Raw genomic sequence first — 17,836 nt, 5'->3', positions numbered from 1 at the left:
GCCCCTTACAGCACGCCGGTCGCCTTGGTCAGCAGCCAGATGCCGACGACGAGCAGCATGGCGCCCACGGCGACCGTCAGGCCGAACTGGCCCCAGGTGGCCCGGCCGGTGTGGATCTCCGAATAGCGGGTGTAGGCGTGATAGCAGACACCGACAAACATCGAAGCCACCACGAGCAGCGCGATCAGCATCACGATGTCGTAGCCGTAGTTCTGGAGGGTTTGCAGGATGCCGCTGCCCTCGCCACGTGACGGGTCTTCCATGGTCGGAAGCCCCGGATATGCTGACAGCGGCATGGCGGTGAAGATCAACGGGACGAGCGGCGCGATGACGCGCCGGATGATGCGAGAGACGAGACGATTGCGCATGGCAGTACGGCCTTTCAGGTGGCTCAGGACAGGAGGAAGAAAGTCAGCACCACGTACATCGCGACGAAGTGCACGACGACGCCGAGGAACTGGCGTTGGGTAAGGCGTTGCTCGGCCCAGCCGACATACGCGGTACGCATCGCCCATACACCCCATACCAGGAGCACGGCGAACACGACGCTGAGCACGACGGTGGAGACGGCGGTTGGGGTAAAGCCGCCGTTGGCCTGAAAGGCCGCAACCTGGTCGGCGGAAGGCGTCATGGTTTCGATGCCTCCTTGCCATCGGCCATGTCGTTGTCGCTGCGCACGTAGTTGCTGGACAACGGTATGGGGTCGCGTGGCTGGGCGCGTTGCGGAACGAGATAGTCCTGCACGCCCGCGTGGATGCGCTTCACGTCCTCGCGCAGGCGGACATAGTCGAAGTGGTAGCGGGCACGCTCCTGGGGCGAGACATCGGCCGCGTGTTCGACGAGGCGGTCGAGTAATTCGAGCTGACGCGAGATCGCGGAGAGTTGCTCGCGCTCGGTCGCATGGTCCGCAGCGGTGGCGGATTGCCATCCCGAAGCGACGAGCAATGACACCACGCAGGCGTGGCGCCAGATCAGCGCGTAGTGTCGGGGTGAAGCCATCGTGCCGTGCTCCGGGGATACGGATGGCTCGATGCTGAAGCGGCTGGGCCGCGCGCGCCGCAATCAATCGGGATCGGGATGCCACCACTTTTATGACGCGACGCCCGAAGTAAACGCGCTGCCTAGAGGTAATGGTATGAGCGCCTCCCACCCCGCACGCGACGATAGCGGGGGTGGTGTGTGTTGTGGGTAGTCCGCATCAAAGTGCGAAACTTCTACCACCACGCAGGTATTTGTGAACTCAGCACAAGGAGCGGACATGAAGCCCATACCAGTCGGTGTCGATATCGCCAAGAGCGTCATCCAGGTACATTTCGTAGACGAAGAGACCGGAGAGATCGTGAACAAGGCCATCAAGCGGGCCAAGTTCTTGGAGTTCTTCGCGAATCGCACAACATGCCTGGTCGGCATGGAAGCCAGCGGTGGTGCCCATCATTGGGCAAGACGGCTCATGGCCATGGGACACCAGGTCAAGCTGATGCCTGGCGAGTTCGTGAAGGCTTTCAATATCCGTAACAAGAACGACATGGCCGATGCCCACGCAATATGGCGTGCGGTTCAGCAGCCGAGTAAAGCCGTTGCTGTGAAGACCGAGATGCAGCAGGCCATGCTGACGTTACATCGTATGCGTTCGCAGTTGATGAAGTTCAGGTTGATGCAGACCAATGCTTTGCGCGGCCTGTTGGCCGAGTATGGCGAAGTGATGGGAACTGGTGCAGCGAGCCTTGCAAAGGCAATGCCCGAGATACTTGCTCGGCTAACGGAACGGCTGCCTACCGTGCTGATCGACAGCCTGCGTGAGCAGTTCAGCGAGATCGACACGGTAAACCAGAGGATTGATGCTCTAGAACGACGGATACGGGAACTGAGCAAGAACAACCCGGCCGTCAAAGCTATCAGCGAGATCCCTGGCGTTGGGCTTTTGACCGCAACAGCGGCAGTGGCATCCATGGGCGATGCCTCCGCATTCCGCTCCGCTCGTGAGTTTGCCGCGTGGGCGGGCTTGGCATCTCGACAGGTCTGCTCCGGTGGCAAGATTAACCTGCATGGAATCAGCAAGCGCGGCGATCGATATCTGCGAACACTGTTGGTCAATGGCGCCCATAGTGTCTTGCTGCACGCCAAGAAGCCTAGTGCGTGGGTAACGCAGCTCAGGGAACGAAAGCCGATCAACGTGGTTGCGGTGGCTTTGGCAAACAAGATGGCACGGACGATCTGGGCTGTGCTGGCTCATGGTCAGCCGTACAACAGCGATCATGTGCGTATAAAGACTGCTTGAACGATATCGGGAGTTGAACGCAGGAAGGTTGCACAGGCAACGTACGTAATGGCAAAACAGGTCAGACCGGGACTCACCAAGCCTGAAAGAAGTATTGAACCCTAAGTTCGAAGAGGTAATGAGGTGTGAGTCAGCGGATTCCATTAGGGCCCGTAGCAGAAGTGCTCGCTACATCAAGGCCGGATATATAGCTGCAATCGATCCTGTTGGTCATCGCTACGACTGCTTGGCAAAGGGAGGCGCTCATATATACTTCTTGAAGCTCGCCGCCGTAACGTCCACGGCCGCACCGAGCAACATCGCGGCGGGCAACAGGATCAGCAGTGGGTGCACGCTGACCGGCAACGCGAGGTACGTGACCCATGGCAAGACCGCTAGCGGCATCAGACTGGACTTCGCGCGGTGGTAGACGAACCCCGATTCTCGCCCCGCGCCGAAGCGGCGGATGTCCCGCCGCACCAACCCATCCACGAAACCGACGAAGGCGGCGAGCAGGAAGAGCGGCAGCGTCAACACCAGCACAAAAAACCGCACCAGGAAGGTCAGTATCGTGTAGGCCGATGCGATGAGATAGCCTTCCATATGCACGTATATGATCGCCATGTAATAGCGAAAGTCATGAGCCTGGTGGTGCGTGCCGGCACTTGCCTGTGCCGAGGCGTCGCGTATCCACGCCAGCAGTCCGCTCCTGATGAACAACCAGTCATAGGCATGTTCGACGATGGCGTTCGCGGTTCGCCCCGGTTCCTGCACCAATGCGCTGCGCGTGAAGTTGGCCGAGAATTGGTCCAGCTCATGGTTGAACATGGCTTGAGCGTGATGCCAGCTTTCCTGTGGCCAGAAAAAGTGCATGCCGATGCACTCGATCACAATGCACAGCAGCAGCGATCCGCACAGGACACCGAAGAAGCGGAACGGCAGCGTGACCAAACTGGCGATCGCCCCTTGCTGCCGCTGCTGTGCGCGCTGCGCGGCGACGGCGGGATCGTTCACGATTGGGCCTCGTTATTAGCGGTCGCCAAATGCCGGAAGTCGTCCAGCAAGTCGTCCGGTAGCGCGCTGTCCTGCAATCCCGGCAATCCCTGGTTCTCCCACCAGTCGCCCGCCTCGACGTAGTGCTGCCGCATGTAGCCGGCCAGTTCCTGAAGGTCCTTCGGCATGATCTCGTCGGGATCGGGTGCAGGCAGCGGCATGCGAATCTTCCACAGGTTGCCGCCTTCGATCAGCGCGAAGCATTGTCCTTTGGGGAGCGCGACAACGTGAGCGGGTTCGATGAGCGGCACGCTGGCGCTACTGATACGGTCTTGGGTGTTGGATGTGAAGGCGGTGTCGCCATGCGGATCGGAGCTGTCGGTCGCTCCACTCATCAGCGACGTTGCGTACACCTCGACCTTGGGCAACTGGCGCGTGAGCAGTTCGGCGGTCGCGGTCTCGCGCACGCGCAACATGAAGAGATTGTTGAAGTTGCCCACCACCTGGCCCGCTTTGGCGCGATTGCCGATACGAGCCTCGATGTCGGAGAGCGTTTGCGTGTAGGCCGTGACCTGCACACCCGCGCCTCCGCCCTTGTTGACCATCGGCACGAACTCGTCGCCCATCAGTTCGTTGAACTCGTCGGCATGCACGTTGATGGGAACCCTCACGCCCGAACTGGCACCCGGCAAGCCATCGTCAATGCCGAACTTGTAGATGTGACCGGCCACCGACACCAAATCCGCGAACATCGAGTTGCCGACTGCCGAAGCCACCTCTGCATCGGACAGTGCATCCAGGCCGACGTAGACCACCGCGCGCTTGCGGATGATCTGCATCCAGTCGAAGATCGGACGCGCATCGGTGAGATCGGAGTAATTCGGCGCGAGCAGTTGCGCGATCTTGCCGGTGGTGAGCTTTTCCAGGAGGGGCAACAAGCTCGCGACGATCTTGTCGAAGTAGGTGCGATCGTAGCGCACGGCGCTACGCAAGCCATCGAGTACCGGATCATAGATGCGTACCTGCGACAGATACTGCTCCAGAGCCACCACCCGCTTCTCGCGTCCAATCATGTTGCGCGGAATATTCTTCTCGTTGAGCTTCGCCTCGATCTGGACGATGGTCTCCCAAGCCTTGGGCTCGGTCTTGGCGAAATAGTGCTGTGCGTATTCGATGAACAGCGCATCGATATTGATGACGTGGCGCTGGATCAGCAGGTAGTCCGGACGCTGCCCCAGCTCGACCAGGGCGCGTGCAATGACGTTCACGAACCGCCAGGCGAACTCGCGAAATGCCGCGCTGTTGCCTTCACCTGAAAGCTGACCAGCGATGCGCGTGGCGACCTCGGAAATGCGCCCGAAGCGGCCCACGGCGTTATAACGCGCCGAAACGTCCGGCCAGCCGAGATGGAAGACATAGAACTCACCTTCGCGCCCCGCACGCTTCGCCTCCACGTACATGCGCTTGAGCAAATCGGCGTCGCCCTTTGGATCGAACACGATGACGACCTCGGACTCCCCCGCCGCGTTGCGGCGTCGGATGTCCTGCGTGATGAACAGTTCCGCGAGTCGGGTCTTGCCCACCCGTGTGGTGCCCAGAACCAGGCTATGGCCAACGCGCTCGGGCAGTGGCAGCGTGACGTCGATCTCGTGCGGCTCGATGCCGTGCAACCGCGGAAGGCCGCCGACCGGCGGCAATGGCCGCGCGGGATTCAGCGGACTGTCCCAACTCAGCGCCTTCGCGAATCGGGAAAGCGGGAACGGCGCGAACTCCAATCGCTCTTCCAGCCGCCGCGCGATGCGGTAGATCGCGGTCGGCTCCACGTAGCGCCGGAACTCGGGCCGGTAGGTCTGCAACAGCCGGTGCGTGTGCCGCTGGTCCCAGCGGAATCCGAGGCCGACGAACAACCGCTGTTGACTCACAGGCACGTCGCGGCTGGTCATCACATAACGGGGCAAACGGCGGATGTTGCGGCGATAGCGCAAGATGACCCAGGCGTCCCTCAGCCGGATCGTGCCGAAGGCTAGGAAAGCCAGCGCGCTGCCTAGGCCCAGCAGTGGACTCAGCGCGAGCGACCACGGTGCCACCATGCACAGAACCGCGGCGCCCGTGCATACCGCAACGGTGTATAGCTCCACCGCTGGCCGAAGCAGCACCTCGATGGCATGGGGCTGGGCCATGGGGCATGCCGCACGTCAGGGCTCGATGCCGGTGGCGGTGATAAGCACCGGGTAGTGCCGAATGCCCAGCCGCTGCGCGAGGTCGTCGGCCGAGGCCGGCGACAGCACCAGGCCCGGCGCAAGACGCCTCAGCGATGCCAATGCCGCGACAGAAACCACATTGACCACCAAGCCCACGGCCTGCAGATCGCGCAACTCGGTTTGGTGCTGTCGCAACCAGGCGCGCGAGCGGTCGTCATCGCCGACCAGGAAGAGCGGCGTCAGGCCTGGCGCCCGGATCACACGGCGCGGTTCGTTGCCCGGCGAGAGCCGCGTGGAGTGCACGGGCAGCATGGCTGCTTCGGCGTCGGCCGAGTTGCCGATGCGGGAAGCCGGCGCAGGCGGTGTAGTGGAGCCGACATTCTGTGGATTCAGCGCCTGGTAGTACGGCAGCGCGGAGATACCGCCGCGGTCTTCGACGACGATTGGCTGCGACGTCGCGTTCTGTGCATAGACAGTCGTTGATGCGAGCAGGCCGAGGGCGAGGACAGAGGCAGTACGATTCATGGTGTCGTGCTCACGGAGGAAAGGGAAGCACCAGGACCGAGTACGCGCACCAGATGCCGATGAACGCTGCGTCGGTAGCGAATCGCCGCCGGGCCGCCGGCGGGACGGTGATAACGACCGATGGCGAGCAACCAGTCCTCGCCAGGCAGGTGCTGTTCGCGCAGGATGTCGGCGGCAATCGCGAGGTTTCGGTACGGATCAAGAAGCTCGCAGGGCGCATGGTAGCGATGCGACTGGTAGCCGAGATTGACCTGGCCGAGGCCGGCATCGATGCGGCTGGCAGGCGCCCGGCTCAAGGCGCGGTGCAACGCCGCGCAGGCAGCGATGCGCGTGGCGTACCGTTCGCTTCGGCCGGCCACGTTGAGCGTCCACGGCCAGGGGACCAGCCGGCCTTGCAGCGTCGCCCCGCTTTCCTGCAAGGCGACCGCGTACAGCACCGGGGACGGCACGCCAGCCCGCTGTGCGGCGAGCTGGTAGGCGGGCGGCGGCAGTTCTTGTGCCTGCACGGCGTGGGCCAGGACGCCGGTGCCCGTCAGCCATGCCACGGCGAGAATGTCGCGCCACCGGCTGCATGGCCGCCACATGCTTACTGGCGTTGCCATTGCCCATTCACCTCGCGCACCACGGCGGGCAGATCGCCGGACAGGCCCAGCGAGAGCCACCGGCCGCCGTCGTGGTTGAGCGTGATGGTTCGGGCGTGCACACGGGCCGGATCGATGCCGGCCTGCACGGCCCATTGGCGGATGCGGGCGTCGTCCCCGCGACTGCCGACCATGTAGAGATCAAATGGCGTACCGGCCGCCTGCAGTTGCCGCACGCGCTGCGTGCAAGGCGCGCAGTCGGCCTTGACGAATACCGCGAGCCGGCCGGAACCCATGTTGCCGGCGCTCGGTGCCTGGGCGCCTGGCAGACTCAGGCGGGGCTCGCCAGGGAACAGGCGTTGCCAGGCCGCGTCATACGCACGCTGATAGGCCAGTGTCTTGTCGACCCGCCGTGCCTCAGCCCGTACCTGCAATTCCGCGTAGTGGTTGCGCTCATCCTCGCTGCCTGCCTCGATGCCGAGAGCGGTCAATGGATCGAGGTTGGGCGAATAGATGCCGAGCGGCCCCTGCATCAACTGGCGGTAGCGCGCCCATTCCTCGGGGCGCAGGCCCCAATCGCGTGCCTGCCGTTCATCAAGCGCCGCGTCCACGCTCGCCTGCGTCCGGCTGAGATGAGTCCGAGGGGACACTACTGGTACCGACTGCGCCTGCGTGTGCAAAGACACCAAACCGAGCACGCAGGCCAGGCAGGCGGCGACGTTCTTCCTTGTCATGGCCCCCGTCCTACGGCAGTGCCACGCGCTGCGTCTTGCCATTCACCAGGAACAGCGCAGCGTGGGTGTCGATGGATTGAAGCTGCCAACCGCTGTCGGTGTCCCCCTCGCGCAGCAGACGCACATTCGCGAGTGACGTTTCCGCTGGCGCCGCGATCGACAGGAAGCGTTCGCCGCCGCGCACATCCATGCCGACCACTCGGAATGGCGGTTCGAGCATCTTGGGTTTAGTCGTTACACGCCGGCGCACAGTCGGCGTCGCCGATAGCGAATGCGCTTGCTGCTGGTGTTCTTCTACCACAGCCACACGCGCCGCGAGCGCCTGCACGTCGCTGGCCCGAGCCAGGCCGGCTTGGGCCTGCTCGGTATGCGCGAGCCGTTCGTCCAGCGCTCGGCGTACCTTCAGGAAATCGGCCTGGGTAGCCGGCTTGGGCTGGCGCCGGCCAGCATCTACCTGCTGGGCGAGATCGGTAACGCGAGCACTCAACGCCTTGAACTGAGCGGCTTCCTCGCTACGGCGCGTCTGCTCGGTTAGCCTGGACAGGCCAACGCTGTTGATGACCGTGATCACGCTAACGAGCAGCAGCCACGCGCTCACCGCGATCTTCAACCAGCGGCCACGGCGACCTTGGTCGAATGGAGATGGAGGAAGGGTCACGGCTGTACCTCCCAAGGCTGAAGGGGATCGTCGAATGGGACTGGATCTACGCTGGACGGGGGCGATGCCGTCGACTCGGTGGGTTCTATCGCTTTGGCGGGGAGGACGGATGCAGGGTTCGCGTGCCGCCCGAAGCACACCTGCCGATTGGCCTCGTCGATGGACAGATCCCAAGCCGGCCCTGCCAGGGTTAGCAACGCATCGCGCAATGACAGTGGACCGAGATGCAGTTGCGACGCGGGTAGCGGCAAGCCATAGAGCGTGGCTGCGTCGGTGCTGTCACAAAGTTGGTAGCCTGAACGCAGAAGCACGTAGCGAAGCGCATCGCCTACGGTGATGTCGAAGGTCGGCGGAATCGCGATATCCACGACCTGTTGCATCAGGTCCCGCTGGCCGGCGTCGGGTACCATCTCGACCAGCGTGTAGCGCCCCCGGCGGATGACAGGGATGAGCCAGGCCGGGAATTCATCCGCCGATGTAGCAGACGATGCCGCTGGTGCACTGGTGGAGTTTTTCACCTGTAGCGGCGTGGAAGGCGCCGGGATGATGGCGCAGCCCGCCGCTAGGAGACTGCCGGCCAGTACGCCCTGGATTGCCAGATAGCGGCGAAAAATGCGGGGGAATGGTCGCATGGGTCGGTTCCCTAAGCACTGAGCCGCCACCATCGCCGTATCCGTTCATCGCGGCAGCCAACAAACCGAACTGCGGCACTACCGCTTTGCAACGCCCCACGAATTTCATCTTGTAAAATACCGGCTTATGCAATGCCGTGGAGAAGCAATGCAGGATTCAGGGGACACGCCGATGCTTATTCCTCTCGACACGTTGAAGGAGCAAATCGCACAGGCCGTCGCCACGGCCAAGGCTTACGACGTTCCGGACGTATGTGTTCGCTTGGGGATTCAGCAGGCCGTCGAAGAGAACGATTCTCAGGAGGCCTTCAACAGTAAGCGGCTATACGTTAGGCGCCGTATCCTCTCCTGGTGCGAGGCGGACCTCCTCGACTTGGCAGCCCGGGTGTTGCGCGAATATGCGTCGGAGGATCTCGCGGACACCGTGAGCGAGATGACAGATCATTCGGAACATAGGGTGAGTGCGTTGGTCCGTCGTGACGTGCTTAAGGTCATTAATCCGTTGGCTTCCCTGTTCGGGGAGCTGCCATTGATCGACAGTCTCCGCGAAGTGTTCGGTGCCTCCGTCATCCAAGACGAACCGACGGGGCTACTCGTTCGCAGCAGTCTGCACGCGCAGATTGTGCAGCACTGCGTGCGCAATGATGACTGGTCGCATGAAGAGTTGCTGACCCAGTGCGGCGCGCTGACGTGCAGCCAGACGCGCTTCTTCGCGTTGTTGACCAAGCTTCTGCACCCTATGACACGCAGAGATGAGGAGCAAGCGGAACTGGCGGCTGCGATCGGCACAGCGCTGAGGCGGGATGGCTTTACAGTTCGACAGACGGGCGTGGAGTCGGGCTATGCCATCTATGGTGTGGTCCGTGCACAGGCTGGCGTTGCCGGAACGATGAAGAACCTGATTTTCGCCTCGATCGGAGAGAAGCCGGAGCTTGTGTTTCGCGATGCCGTCAACAACGACGTTGAGATTGTCAAGCATGCCGAAAAGGTGTTGGTCTTCGACCGGCCCTTGCCTAGTTCAGGGTTGCTGCTCTGGAAGGACCTGCGGGAATGGTATGCCGAACTTCAAGATATCAGTGACCAGGTCAGCGCGAAAGATCAGTTGTTCCGGCGGCTGCGCCAAGCGGTACTGGGCGCCCGCTCGCCGGGTGAATTTGCAGTGTTCCAAGGCTACTATGAGCGCTATGGTGGTTCACTCGGGGATCGGTTGCCGGCGCTGATTCCGCAGGTATATCTGCACTATGACCCCTACACGCGACGTCAGCGCGGTGACGAGCCGTTCTTGGCACGCCAGCGCATGGATTTTCTGCTGATGCTAGAGCAAGGAGTGCGCATCGTGATCGAGATCGATGGTCGCCAGCACTATGCAGTACAGGACCCTTCAGTGCCGGATCGGTTCATCGCGAACGCGCAGCGCTACGCCGAGATGGTGGCGGAAGATCGCCGGCTACGGCTGATGGGATATGAGGTCTACCGCTTCGGCGGCTACGAATTGATGGACGTCGACCTCGGTCAGCAGAAGATCGGCCCGCGAGCCCAACGATGCGTCTCTGATTTTTTTGATAGGCTGCTGGCTCGGCATGGCGTGCGGTAACGCTATTAGGTAATGCGCACCAGTAAAAGAATCACAAAACGGTTCTGCCCTGCGACCGACGCAGTAACGCGTAGGGTCAGCAATCGCCATACCGGGATAAAAAAAGCCGGCGACTCGCAAAAATCGCCGGCTTGAGAACATGTACTACGCAGTCACCAGTTGCCTGGCCAGCGCTACTTCAACCGAGTCGCCATCCTGGTTCAGGACATCGAGCCCGGATTCTGGCACGTCTCCTGACGTGCTTTGCGAGACCATGATCTTCTTGGCCATGAGCGTAAGGCAGGTCATCTGCGACGTGGCCGCGTAGCCCAGGTAGATCACCTTGACCGGCTGCTTCTGTCCGATGCGCCATGAGCGGCGTGCGGCCTGTTGGAGCGAATACATGTTGTAGCCCGACTGCATGAAGACGATTGTCGGGAACTCCAGCAGGTCCAGTCCCGTCTTGACCAGCTCGGGATTGGTGATAAGCACGTCGATGCCGCGGTCCAGTTGCTCAGCGATCCAGTCCTCTCGGCGGGAGGCATCTACGCTGGCGCGTAGTACCGCCACCTTGAAGCCCTCCTGCTCCAGCAATACCTTCAGACGCGATGTGGTATCGCGCGTGCCGGTGTAGACCGTATAGACCAAGGTCTTGCGCCCTTCTGCCTTCTCCTGCTTGCAGATGTCGATCAGCTCCCGTTCCTTGGGCATCACGGCCAGCTCGTTGAACTGGACCGGAACGAACGCCAGGGTCTGGCGGGTGCGTGGATGCACCACGGTCTCCGACCGGAAGCAGCAGTCCGGCCAGGCCAGCAGCACGTTGAGGACAACACCCAGTAGCGTGGTGTCGCGTTTCGCCAGAGCCTGCTTCAGCTCGGCGGTCAGGCGACCCGTCAGTTCGCGATAGGCGGCGGCTTGCGCCGTATCCATCGTGACTTCGCGGAACTCCTCGTCGTAGGGTGGCAGCACATTGCCGCCGATGTCCTTCAACTTGAGGAAGACCGTGAATGGCAGTACGCAACGCAGTACGCCCTTCGGACCGAACCCCGGCGCCTTGACGGTGCGCACCGAGACCTTCGAGCCCTTGGCGGTCTTGTGGGCGGTGCCCTTGCTCTCGGAATAAATGTCCTTGAGCACGCCGTGGTCGCGCATGAACGCCATTGCCGCCGACGTCATGCTGCCGCTCTTGGTCGGCCGGTAGCCGTCTTCGATCATTCGCCCTGGCAAGGCGCGGAACAGCAGGTGAAAGAGATCATCACCGTAGCCGCCCATCAGCGTGCCGGTGAGCAGCAAGGTCTTGCGTGACTTCGCTGCCAACACGCCCATCGCCTGGCCCTGAGCGGAGCCACCGTTCTTATACTCATGGGCCTCATCGGCAATGAGCAGATCGAACGTGCCCTGGGGAAGCTGCCGTTTGATGAACTCGGATGGCTGATAGCCGCCCTCGCCGAAGCCGAACTCCATGTTGGCCATCGCACGTTCCATGCGATGGGCCTGCCGGTCCGAAAAGACCAGTTCGCCGCGGTCGTCCATGAGATTGATGAACTCATGGATGTTGTCGCCGAGCATCGATGCGAGGAACGCATCGCCGAACTTCTGCATCAGCTTCTGCGCGGTGACTTCCCCGATGGTCGGGATGCGTTTCAAGGCTTTGAGGACGGCGGAGGACTGGTCGCTCGCGGACAAGCCTCTGGGACGGATCAACGACCACAGCGGTGCGTTGCAGTGGCCGCACTTGCGGCGGTACTCCTCGGCTTCGAGTTCGACCGGATTGATCGGCTCGCCATCGAGGTCGGTGATGACTTGACCGCAATCCGGGCACGTCCCCACGTCGCCGTGGAGCGTGCGCCGACGGGTGAAGACGGGCTTCCAGTGGAAGCCCATCCGCATCCGCACACGGCCCAGGACGAAGAACTCTTGGCCCTGCACCGGGACGTCCAACTGCTCGCGCAGTTTCAGCAGCTTTACGAGCGTGTCCGGGCCATTGAGCACCCAGACCTTAGCGCCAGCCACCGTCTCCTGGATCTCGCGCCGCCACTTGTAGACAAGATGAGGCGGCGACAGCACCAGGGTGCGGCGGTAGCCTTCGGCATGGAGCACAGCGGCCGTGGCAATACCGACGGTCGTTTTGCCGCACCCCATCTCGCCGTTGACGATCGCGGCACGCTCGCAGCGATCGATCAGCAGCTCGCTGACAGCGTGGACCACCTCGGCCTGCGCGTCGAACAGGCGACGCTTGAGGCCAGCCAGAATCACCTGGCGATACGCTCGCGGTTGGCCCGTATAAACCGGCGGGTTAGCACGGTTGAGCGAGTCCAGCAATTCGTCACCGAACTCGGCAACGAAGTCCTGCAGGCTGAGTTTGAGTGGAGAAGATGCCTCGTCGAGCAGGTCGCCCTGCAGGGACACGACGTCGGCAGTGAGAGGAACGGTTTCGATTTCGAGGGACATGGTAATGCTCCAAAGAGAAGGGGCATGCACCTCCCTCGCGGGGCGGTGGCATGCCCCGGACTGGGAAAAGGCAAACGGCGATACGCCGTTCGTGGATGTGAATCAGTATTCGCTCGGGAGCAGCAACGTGGTGACGCTGCGATCCCATTCGGTGATGATCCAGAGCTTCAGGTCGGGCGTGACCTGGTAGGAGGAAAACAGCCGATCCTCACCGGACTTCAGCGCAGCATCGTTCTGCCGCTTGTCGCTGTCGTCCAGATCACCCCAATCGCCACCGAGGTGGCGGCGAAGGTACGACGAGGGATTAAGCCGGCCCTGCTGGACCAGTTCATTGACGCCGATGGTCATGACCACCTGGCCGGGTGAGAAACGCAGGTAAGGCACCAGGCTGGCGAAAACGGCTTCGGTTGCCATGAAGGACTCCTTGATAAATGGGAGGGTCACGGCGCCCCAGCGGGGTGACATGACCCCGGTGGGTGGATGAAAGCGACGGTGAACCGTCGAGGAACAGCGATCAGCGGATGGTCAACACCTCGCCCCGCGTCGCGGAGCCCGGCGTCATGTCCCAGGCGCGGATCACAGGGACGAACTTGTCCGTGAGAATGCGGGTTTCGGCCACGGAGCCGTCGTCGCGTTCGGTGTACTCCGTCTGGAGGGTTTTCTCCTTGTGGGTGTCACCTTTCACGACGAGCAGGCGGCCGGCCTTGGACTTCACCACGCCGGAGATCGCGCCCGCGGCCAGAGCCAAGGCGAGATGCCAGTGGGACAAGGCCCGCGCCGGCGGCCGCAGCGACTGCTGCGCGACGCCGAGGTGCGTGTCCAGCGTTGGCCAGAGCCCTTGCAACCGGCCGACTTCGTCGGCGAACTGCTCAGGCTCCATCGTCACGCGATAGAAGTGCTCCGGCTCGGCGGGGCTGGCGGGGACGATGTAGGGCAGGAACGGCCATTCGTTGGGAAGCTCCTCGGCCTCGGCATCACCTTGCCCGATCTGCAGCAGCAGCCCGCGCATGGCTTTGACCGTATCCGATGCCTGGTCGCGCTGGCGAACCCGGCGACCAAAGATCACCACCTGCTTGAACTGCGTCTCCACCGCACGGTAAGTGCGCAGATCGGCGAAGTGCCGCGTCAGCCATCCGACCAGCTCGGCGTCGAGCACGTAGCTGGGGACGATGAAGACCAGCACACCGCCGTATTGCAGCAGCGGCAGACTGCGCTGATAGAACAGCTTTTCCAGCCGCGGCCGGCCCTGGCCCTGATAGCCGATGTTGCCGTTGGCGTCTTTCGACAGATCGCCGTAGGGCGGATTGAGCCACAGCAGGCCGAACGCCTGTCGTGAGATCAATGTGTCCATCAGGTCACCATGGATGCAGTGATCGACCAGCGAGCGGGCATGACGCGCCCGTTCGGCGTCGTACTCGACGGCGAACGCCTTGGCCTGCCGGCGCCCGAGGGCATGAGCGGCTTCGGCGATCGCCACGCCTTCACCGGCGCAGGGATCGAGAATACACATCGAGCCGTTGGTCGGCGCCAGTGCGGACAGTGCCCGCTCTAGCGTCGGTTCATCGGTCGGGAAATAGCCTGCTTTGACAAAATTACGTGCAAGGCGCGGGAACATGAGAGCCATGGGATTTCTCCGGTGTGGGATGAAGGAAGATGGGCATGCACTCGCGCACATGCCCCGTGTTGGGGAATCACGCCACGCAGAGCAGCGAAGGTTGCGACGCCGGTTCGCTGGCGTCGGTATGCAGTTCCCCGTGGCGGATCAGTGCACCCAGCGCCGTGGTCAGCGCCGGCACGTTGATGGCCAGTCGATGGCCCTCCAGCGGTCCGAGGGCCAGCGGAAGGCGACTCAACATGGCCTGGGATTGCAGCAGTTCCAGCACGGTCTCGCGCCAGTGATCGAGCAGGGGCAGCGGGCAGGTGTCCTGCACCAGTGTCCACAGCCGGTCGAGCCGGTGCGCGGAATCGCGGGGCAGAAGCGCCAGCGCGCTGGCATTGGCCTTGTCGGGCTTGACGCAGCGCCGATCGAACAGCCATAGGTTGGTCAAGGAGCCGAACAGCGTGCGCCTGTAAGCGCGCGCCGTGCGCTTCTCTAGGCGTTCGACGTCGCCGACGAACACCGGAAGCGAGCCTTCTTGCTCGGTGACGATGTGGAACTGGTCCAGCCCCTGTTCGTCGCGCCCGAGGGTCAGACGAGCCAGGAACTCCTGGACGGCGGTGTCCCGCGCCCAGATGGACAGGAAGATCAGGTTGCCCTGGTCGTCGCCGACGCAGGCGTCGGCCATCACGTCCGGGCATTCGTCGATGCGGTACAGCGTGGAAGAAGTATTGGCGGGCATGGTGGTGTCCTCGGATGAACGGGAACAGCACCGCCCGCCGGGGCGAGCACTGCCCCAGGGGGTAGAAGAAAACCGCTCAGTCCGGCTCGAACTGCCGGGTGTGCGGGTTGAAGTGAAGCGCCTCATCTACTGAAGTGATCGGCGTGAAGCCCTCCAGGTAGATGTTGTTGAGGTACTGGTCGCGGTAGGTCAATGCCTGCCGCGCTTGTTCCTCGGTGAGGCCGTTATTGATGAAATACGCCAGCATTTCCTCGTCAGAGGACACTTCGTCGTTGGACAAACTCCCTTCGACGAGCTTCAACAGCGAGGGCGAGAGCGCAGCCAGGATCGGGTCCATGTTGGTTCCTCCGGGCTCAGGCCATCAGCACCGCGGCGGGTGCCACGGATGCCGTGGGAGTGCGCCGCCGCGCGTGGTAGGCGCGAACGCCTGCACGCCAATCGGCGGATTGCTCCGGTGCGAGGTCCAGATAAGACGGCGGGCACGAGTAGTAGTACGGGTGCATGGATTCGTCCAAGGGCTTGTAGCCCCACTGGCGGCCGCTGAGTTCGAGAAGATCGCAGCGGATGTAGCGCAGGGATTGTCCTGGCGAGAGATCCCGATGCACGCCTTCGACCTTGGCGGTCACTTCGGCGACGGACCACAGCACGTTGCCGCGCAGCGTGTGGGCGATGACCTTCACGCTGGCGCGCTCGGTCTCCTGCGGTTCGATCAGTTCCGCGATCAGTTCAGACCGCGATTGAGTTGAGAAAAACCAGCCCATGAGAGGTCTCCTGAAAAATCGGAGCCGGAGGCCTCCCCGCAGGGAGAACCACCGGCGGGTGATGGAATGCCGCGCGTGCGGCGATGGAACCCGGTGCGACTTACGAACCGCAACCTGCTGGGCAGCAACCCAAGGTGATGCCGTGGGAGCAGTAGCCGTTAGCGGCATTCCAGTCCTGGGTTTCCTGCCGTTCGGCAGGCGTTGCGTAGTCCCATTCCTGGGCTGCGATTTCCAGGGCATGAGCGCGCTGGTCTTCCGGCAACCGACTGGCTTGCATATCGATCTCCGAACTGAAAAGCGTGACCCAGTGATCCCACGACAGGCCGCAACCACGCTGGGCGTGTTCAGCGGCCGTCTTGCAGAATTCCCGCCACGCGGGTTCATCCAGCGTTGAACGGGGGGTGTCGCGAGTGATGGTGGACATGATGAAAATCTCCGGGAAGAAGCTGGAGAACCTCCCTGCAGGGAAGGACCCCGGCGGGTGGTGAAACGTCACCGAAGCGACGGATGGATCAAGCCTTGACGAGATGCCAGTCCTGAGACAACGGGGCAAACTCGTAGCCCAACGCACCGAGACGGTCGCGCTGCTCGCGCAGAACACGACGATCGACGGTCGCGTCGAGCTTGACGCTGTCGCTCAGCGGCCAGAGCACGCCGAACAGCGCCGCGTCGTCCGCGTCGGCCGAAGCCTCGGGAGACGTAACGGCCGGCGCTTCGCCGAATGGCGTGGTATCAATCAGCGGATCGCGCGGGCTCCGGGGCTTCGCCTTGGCTTGCGCCCTGGACGTTGCCGGCGCGGGAGCCTGTGCCTCCTCGTCGATCGGATCGACTTCCTGCGGACTCAGCCGACGGGCTTCGTCACGGCTCAGGGCGTCGATAGCGGACAGCGTCATCCCGCCAAGGACGGCACGGATTTCGATGACCATGCGACCGTTGGCGTTGTATGTGGACGGACGAATCTCGACGATCGCGAAATCGCCCTCGTACTTGCCTTCGGTGTACTGGTCCAGTTCGGCGTTCTTTACGACGAACTCGCCGATGGACGTTGCAAGGCGGCCCACGTTGAAGTCGCCGTTCCTGCCGTGGATGGTCTTGATGGCCAATTGGCCGGGAATGGTAATCATGAAGGACTCCTGCTTATGAACGAGCGCCCTCATGCCGTCAGCGCCGAAAGGCGAGCAGCATGTGGATGCAAGGAAGAAACAAGGCCCCGAGCAACGGGGCCTTGCGGATCAGAACGACTCGGCGACAGCCAATGCGGGCGCATCGGTAGTGGCTTCGTCGGCAGCTTCTGTCACCGGCTCGGAGGGTTGCGGCACGGCAGCTTGCTGCTCGGCGGGCGTATCGGTCGTCGCGGGGGCGTCCGGTTCGCGCTCGTCGGCTTCGGTCGGCTTGGGCTCGGCTTTATAGACGAGCTTGCCGTCGACCTTGATCCAACCGATGAACAACAGGCGGGCTTTCAGGCTCACTCCGTGCTCGCCGGCACGCTTGCCCTTGGTGTAGGTGAAGGTGTCGGTCCACAGATCACCCAGGCGGAAGCCGATCAGGACTTTCTTCTCGGCTTCGACCGCCTGGCTGCAGCGGCGGACAAGGTGTTGCGCTTCGGAGCCAGAGACGCGCGTGTCGAAACGCACGTAGGAAGCGTCGTCGCTGGGGCCGTTCAGGGCCGCGATGTCGCAGGCGAGAAAGGCATCGCCCTTCTTCGGCTTCACCTCGCGGATGCGATTGAGATAGCCGAGGCCGGTGATGTGCAGGTCGAAGTAGGACTTTTCGTTGGAAGTGGTCATGGTGCATCTCCAATGGGACAAATTGCGGAGACACACCCAACCCAGGCGGGGAAGGTGTGAAACCCCCGCGTGGGTTGACGGAACAGCGATGGCATCACCGTCGAGAACTGACGGGCGTTCGCGCATGGATGCCGATGCGAACGGGTTCGGTCACACGGGAACACCGTGCACAGCCTTGAGGACCGAGGGCTGTCTGGCATGTCGCTGACGACGTCAGCGGAACATGGGGCGAGCGTGGCACGCTTGTCTCGCCTGTACTACCAGGAATCGGAAGCCGGGCGTGGCCGCATTGAAGCGACTTGGGGCATTGAGGCTCTATCACGCCGTACACGGCGAGGGGTGTT

At 62.7% G+C, this 17,836-nt stretch carries 21 protein-coding genes; 2 read left to right on the top strand and 19 right to left on the bottom strand.

The annotated features are described in order from the left end of the window. Positions 1 to 5: 5 nt before the first annotated feature. Genes AC3WP6_RS13205 through AC3WP6_RS13195 form a run of 3 tightly spaced genes read right to left on the bottom strand, consistent with a single transcriptional unit; the run spans position 6 to position 999 of the window. Complete coding sequence (locus AC3WP6_RS13205) at positions 6 to 368, bottom strand: TIGR03745 family integrating conjugative element membrane protein (RefSeq protein ID WP_060715364.1); 363 nt, start codon at positions 366 to 368, stop codon at positions 6 to 8. 23 nt (positions 369 to 391) lie between these two features. After that, on the bottom strand, positions 392 to 631 hold the full coding sequence (locus tag AC3WP6_RS13200) for a TIGR03758 family integrating conjugative element protein (protein ID WP_060715363.1): 240 nt from the start codon (positions 629 to 631) through the stop codon (positions 392 to 394). Beyond that, complete coding sequence (locus tag AC3WP6_RS13195; RefSeq protein ID WP_060715362.1) at positions 628 to 999, bottom strand: integrative conjugative element protein, RAQPRD family; 372 nt, start codon at positions 997 to 999, stop codon at positions 628 to 630. Before AC3WP6_RS13195 ends, AC3WP6_RS13200 begins: the two co-directional genes overlap by 4 nt. Before the next feature lie 259 nt (positions 1,000 to 1,258). On the opposite strand from AC3WP6_RS13195, the gene AC3WP6_RS13190 reads away from it, so the two are divergent. Further along, entirely contained in the window at positions 1,259 to 2,278 is a 1,020-nt protein-coding gene (locus AC3WP6_RS13190; protein WP_060715361.1) for an IS110 family RNA-guided transposase, read from the top strand. 243 nt (positions 2,279 to 2,521) lie between these two features. On the opposite strand, the gene AC3WP6_RS13185 is transcribed toward AC3WP6_RS13190, so the two are convergent. Genes AC3WP6_RS13185 through pilL2 form a run of 7 tightly spaced genes read right to left on the bottom strand, consistent with a single transcriptional unit; the run spans position 2,522 to position 8,581 of the window. Further along, the gene (locus tag AC3WP6_RS13185) at positions 2,522 to 3,271 is read right to left on the bottom strand and encodes a TIGR03747 family integrating conjugative element membrane protein (protein WP_060715360.1); all 750 of its coding nucleotides are present in this window, start codon (positions 3,269 to 3,271) and stop codon (positions 2,522 to 2,524) included. Further along, positions 3,268 to 5,430: a type IV conjugative transfer system coupling protein TraD gene (gene traD, locus AC3WP6_RS13180; RefSeq protein WP_060715359.1), complete on the bottom strand. Its 2,163-nt coding sequence runs from the start codon at positions 5,428 to 5,430 to the stop codon at positions 3,268 to 3,270. Before traD ends, AC3WP6_RS13185 begins: the two co-directional genes overlap by 4 nt. Before the next feature lie 15 nt (positions 5,431 to 5,445). After that, a complete protein-coding gene (locus tag AC3WP6_RS13175) occupies positions 5,446 to 5,976 on the bottom strand; it encodes an integrating conjugative element protein (RefSeq protein ID WP_060715358.1) in 531 nt (176 codons plus the stop codon). Beyond that, positions 5,973 to 6,560 (bottom strand): lysozyme family protein, encoded by a 588-nt coding sequence (locus tag AC3WP6_RS13170; RefSeq protein ID WP_373421697.1) that lies wholly within the window; start codon positions 6,558 to 6,560, stop codon positions 5,973 to 5,975. Before AC3WP6_RS13170 ends, AC3WP6_RS13175 begins: the two co-directional genes overlap by 4 nt. A 2-nt stretch (positions 6,561 to 6,562) precedes the next feature. After that, positions 6,563 to 7,291: a TIGR03759 family integrating conjugative element protein gene (locus tag AC3WP6_RS13165; protein WP_060715357.1), complete on the bottom strand. Its 729-nt coding sequence runs from the start codon at positions 7,289 to 7,291 to the stop codon at positions 6,563 to 6,565. A 10-nt stretch (positions 7,292 to 7,301) separates the two neighbouring features. Further along, positions 7,302 to 7,889, bottom strand: coding sequence for a hypothetical protein (locus AC3WP6_RS13160; protein ID WP_492628124.1), 588 nt, complete (start codon positions 7,887 to 7,889; stop codon positions 7,302 to 7,304). A 56-nt stretch (positions 7,890 to 7,945) separates the two neighbouring features. Beyond that, positions 7,946 to 8,581 (bottom strand): PFGI-1 class ICE element type IV pilus protein PilL2, encoded by a 636-nt coding sequence (gene pilL2 / locus AC3WP6_RS13155; RefSeq protein ID WP_060715405.1) that lies wholly within the window; start codon positions 8,579 to 8,581, stop codon positions 7,946 to 7,948. 172 nt (positions 8,582 to 8,753) lie between these two features. Between pilL2 and AC3WP6_RS13150 the strand changes: the two genes are divergently transcribed. After that, entirely contained in the window at positions 8,754 to 10,175 is a 1,422-nt protein-coding gene (locus tag AC3WP6_RS13150; protein WP_063909311.1) for an AbiJ-related protein, read from the top strand. Positions 10,176 to 10,319: 144 nt separating this feature from the next. Here AC3WP6_RS13150 and AC3WP6_RS13145 read toward each other — a convergent pair whose 3' ends face one another. From AC3WP6_RS13145 to AC3WP6_RS13105, 9 genes are all read right to left on the bottom strand, one after another. Beyond that, a complete protein-coding gene (locus tag AC3WP6_RS13145; RefSeq protein ID WP_060715354.1) occupies positions 10,320 to 12,605 on the bottom strand; it encodes a DEAD/DEAH box helicase in 2,286 nt (761 codons plus the stop codon). Between the two features lie 102 nt (positions 12,606 to 12,707). Next, entirely contained in the window at positions 12,708 to 13,019 is a 312-nt protein-coding gene (locus tag AC3WP6_RS13140) for a hypothetical protein (RefSeq protein ID WP_060715404.1), read from the bottom strand. A gap of 100 nt (positions 13,020 to 13,119) precedes the next feature. Further along, complete coding sequence (locus AC3WP6_RS13135) at positions 13,120 to 14,229, bottom strand: DUF6094 domain-containing protein (RefSeq protein WP_060715353.1); 1,110 nt, start codon at positions 14,227 to 14,229, stop codon at positions 13,120 to 13,122. A gap of 67 nt (positions 14,230 to 14,296) precedes the next feature. Continuing rightward, positions 14,297 to 14,944: a hypothetical protein gene (locus tag AC3WP6_RS13130; protein ID WP_060715352.1), complete on the bottom strand. Its 648-nt coding sequence runs from the start codon at positions 14,942 to 14,944 to the stop codon at positions 14,297 to 14,299. 76 nt (positions 14,945 to 15,020) lie between these two features. Beyond that, a complete protein-coding gene (locus tag AC3WP6_RS13125) occupies positions 15,021 to 15,281 on the bottom strand; it encodes a hypothetical protein (RefSeq protein WP_060715351.1) in 261 nt (86 codons plus the stop codon). Between the two features lie 16 nt (positions 15,282 to 15,297). Next, positions 15,298 to 15,705: a hypothetical protein gene (locus tag AC3WP6_RS13120; RefSeq protein ID WP_060715350.1), complete on the bottom strand. Its 408-nt coding sequence runs from the start codon at positions 15,703 to 15,705 to the stop codon at positions 15,298 to 15,300. Between the two features lie 100 nt (positions 15,706 to 15,805). After that, positions 15,806 to 16,129 (bottom strand): hypothetical protein, encoded by a 324-nt coding sequence (locus tag AC3WP6_RS13115; RefSeq protein WP_060715403.1) that lies wholly within the window; start codon positions 16,127 to 16,129, stop codon positions 15,806 to 15,808. An 88-nt stretch (positions 16,130 to 16,217) separates the two neighbouring features. Next, positions 16,218 to 16,829, bottom strand: a complete 612-nt coding sequence (locus AC3WP6_RS13110) for a DUF3275 family protein (RefSeq protein ID WP_060715349.1) — start codon at positions 16,827 to 16,829, stop codon at positions 16,218 to 16,220. A 108-nt stretch (positions 16,830 to 16,937) separates the two neighbouring features. Beyond that, positions 16,938 to 17,492 (bottom strand): STY4534 family ICE replication protein, encoded by a 555-nt coding sequence (locus tag AC3WP6_RS13105; RefSeq protein ID WP_060715348.1) that lies wholly within the window; start codon positions 17,490 to 17,492, stop codon positions 16,938 to 16,940. Positions 17,493 to 17,836 lie beyond the last annotated feature (344 nt).

The organism is Rhodanobacter sp. FW106-HT46G03 (assembly GCF_058789895.1).
Note: the sequence above shows the minus strand (reverse complement) of the source record. Positions and strands in the feature narration are given on the sequence as shown.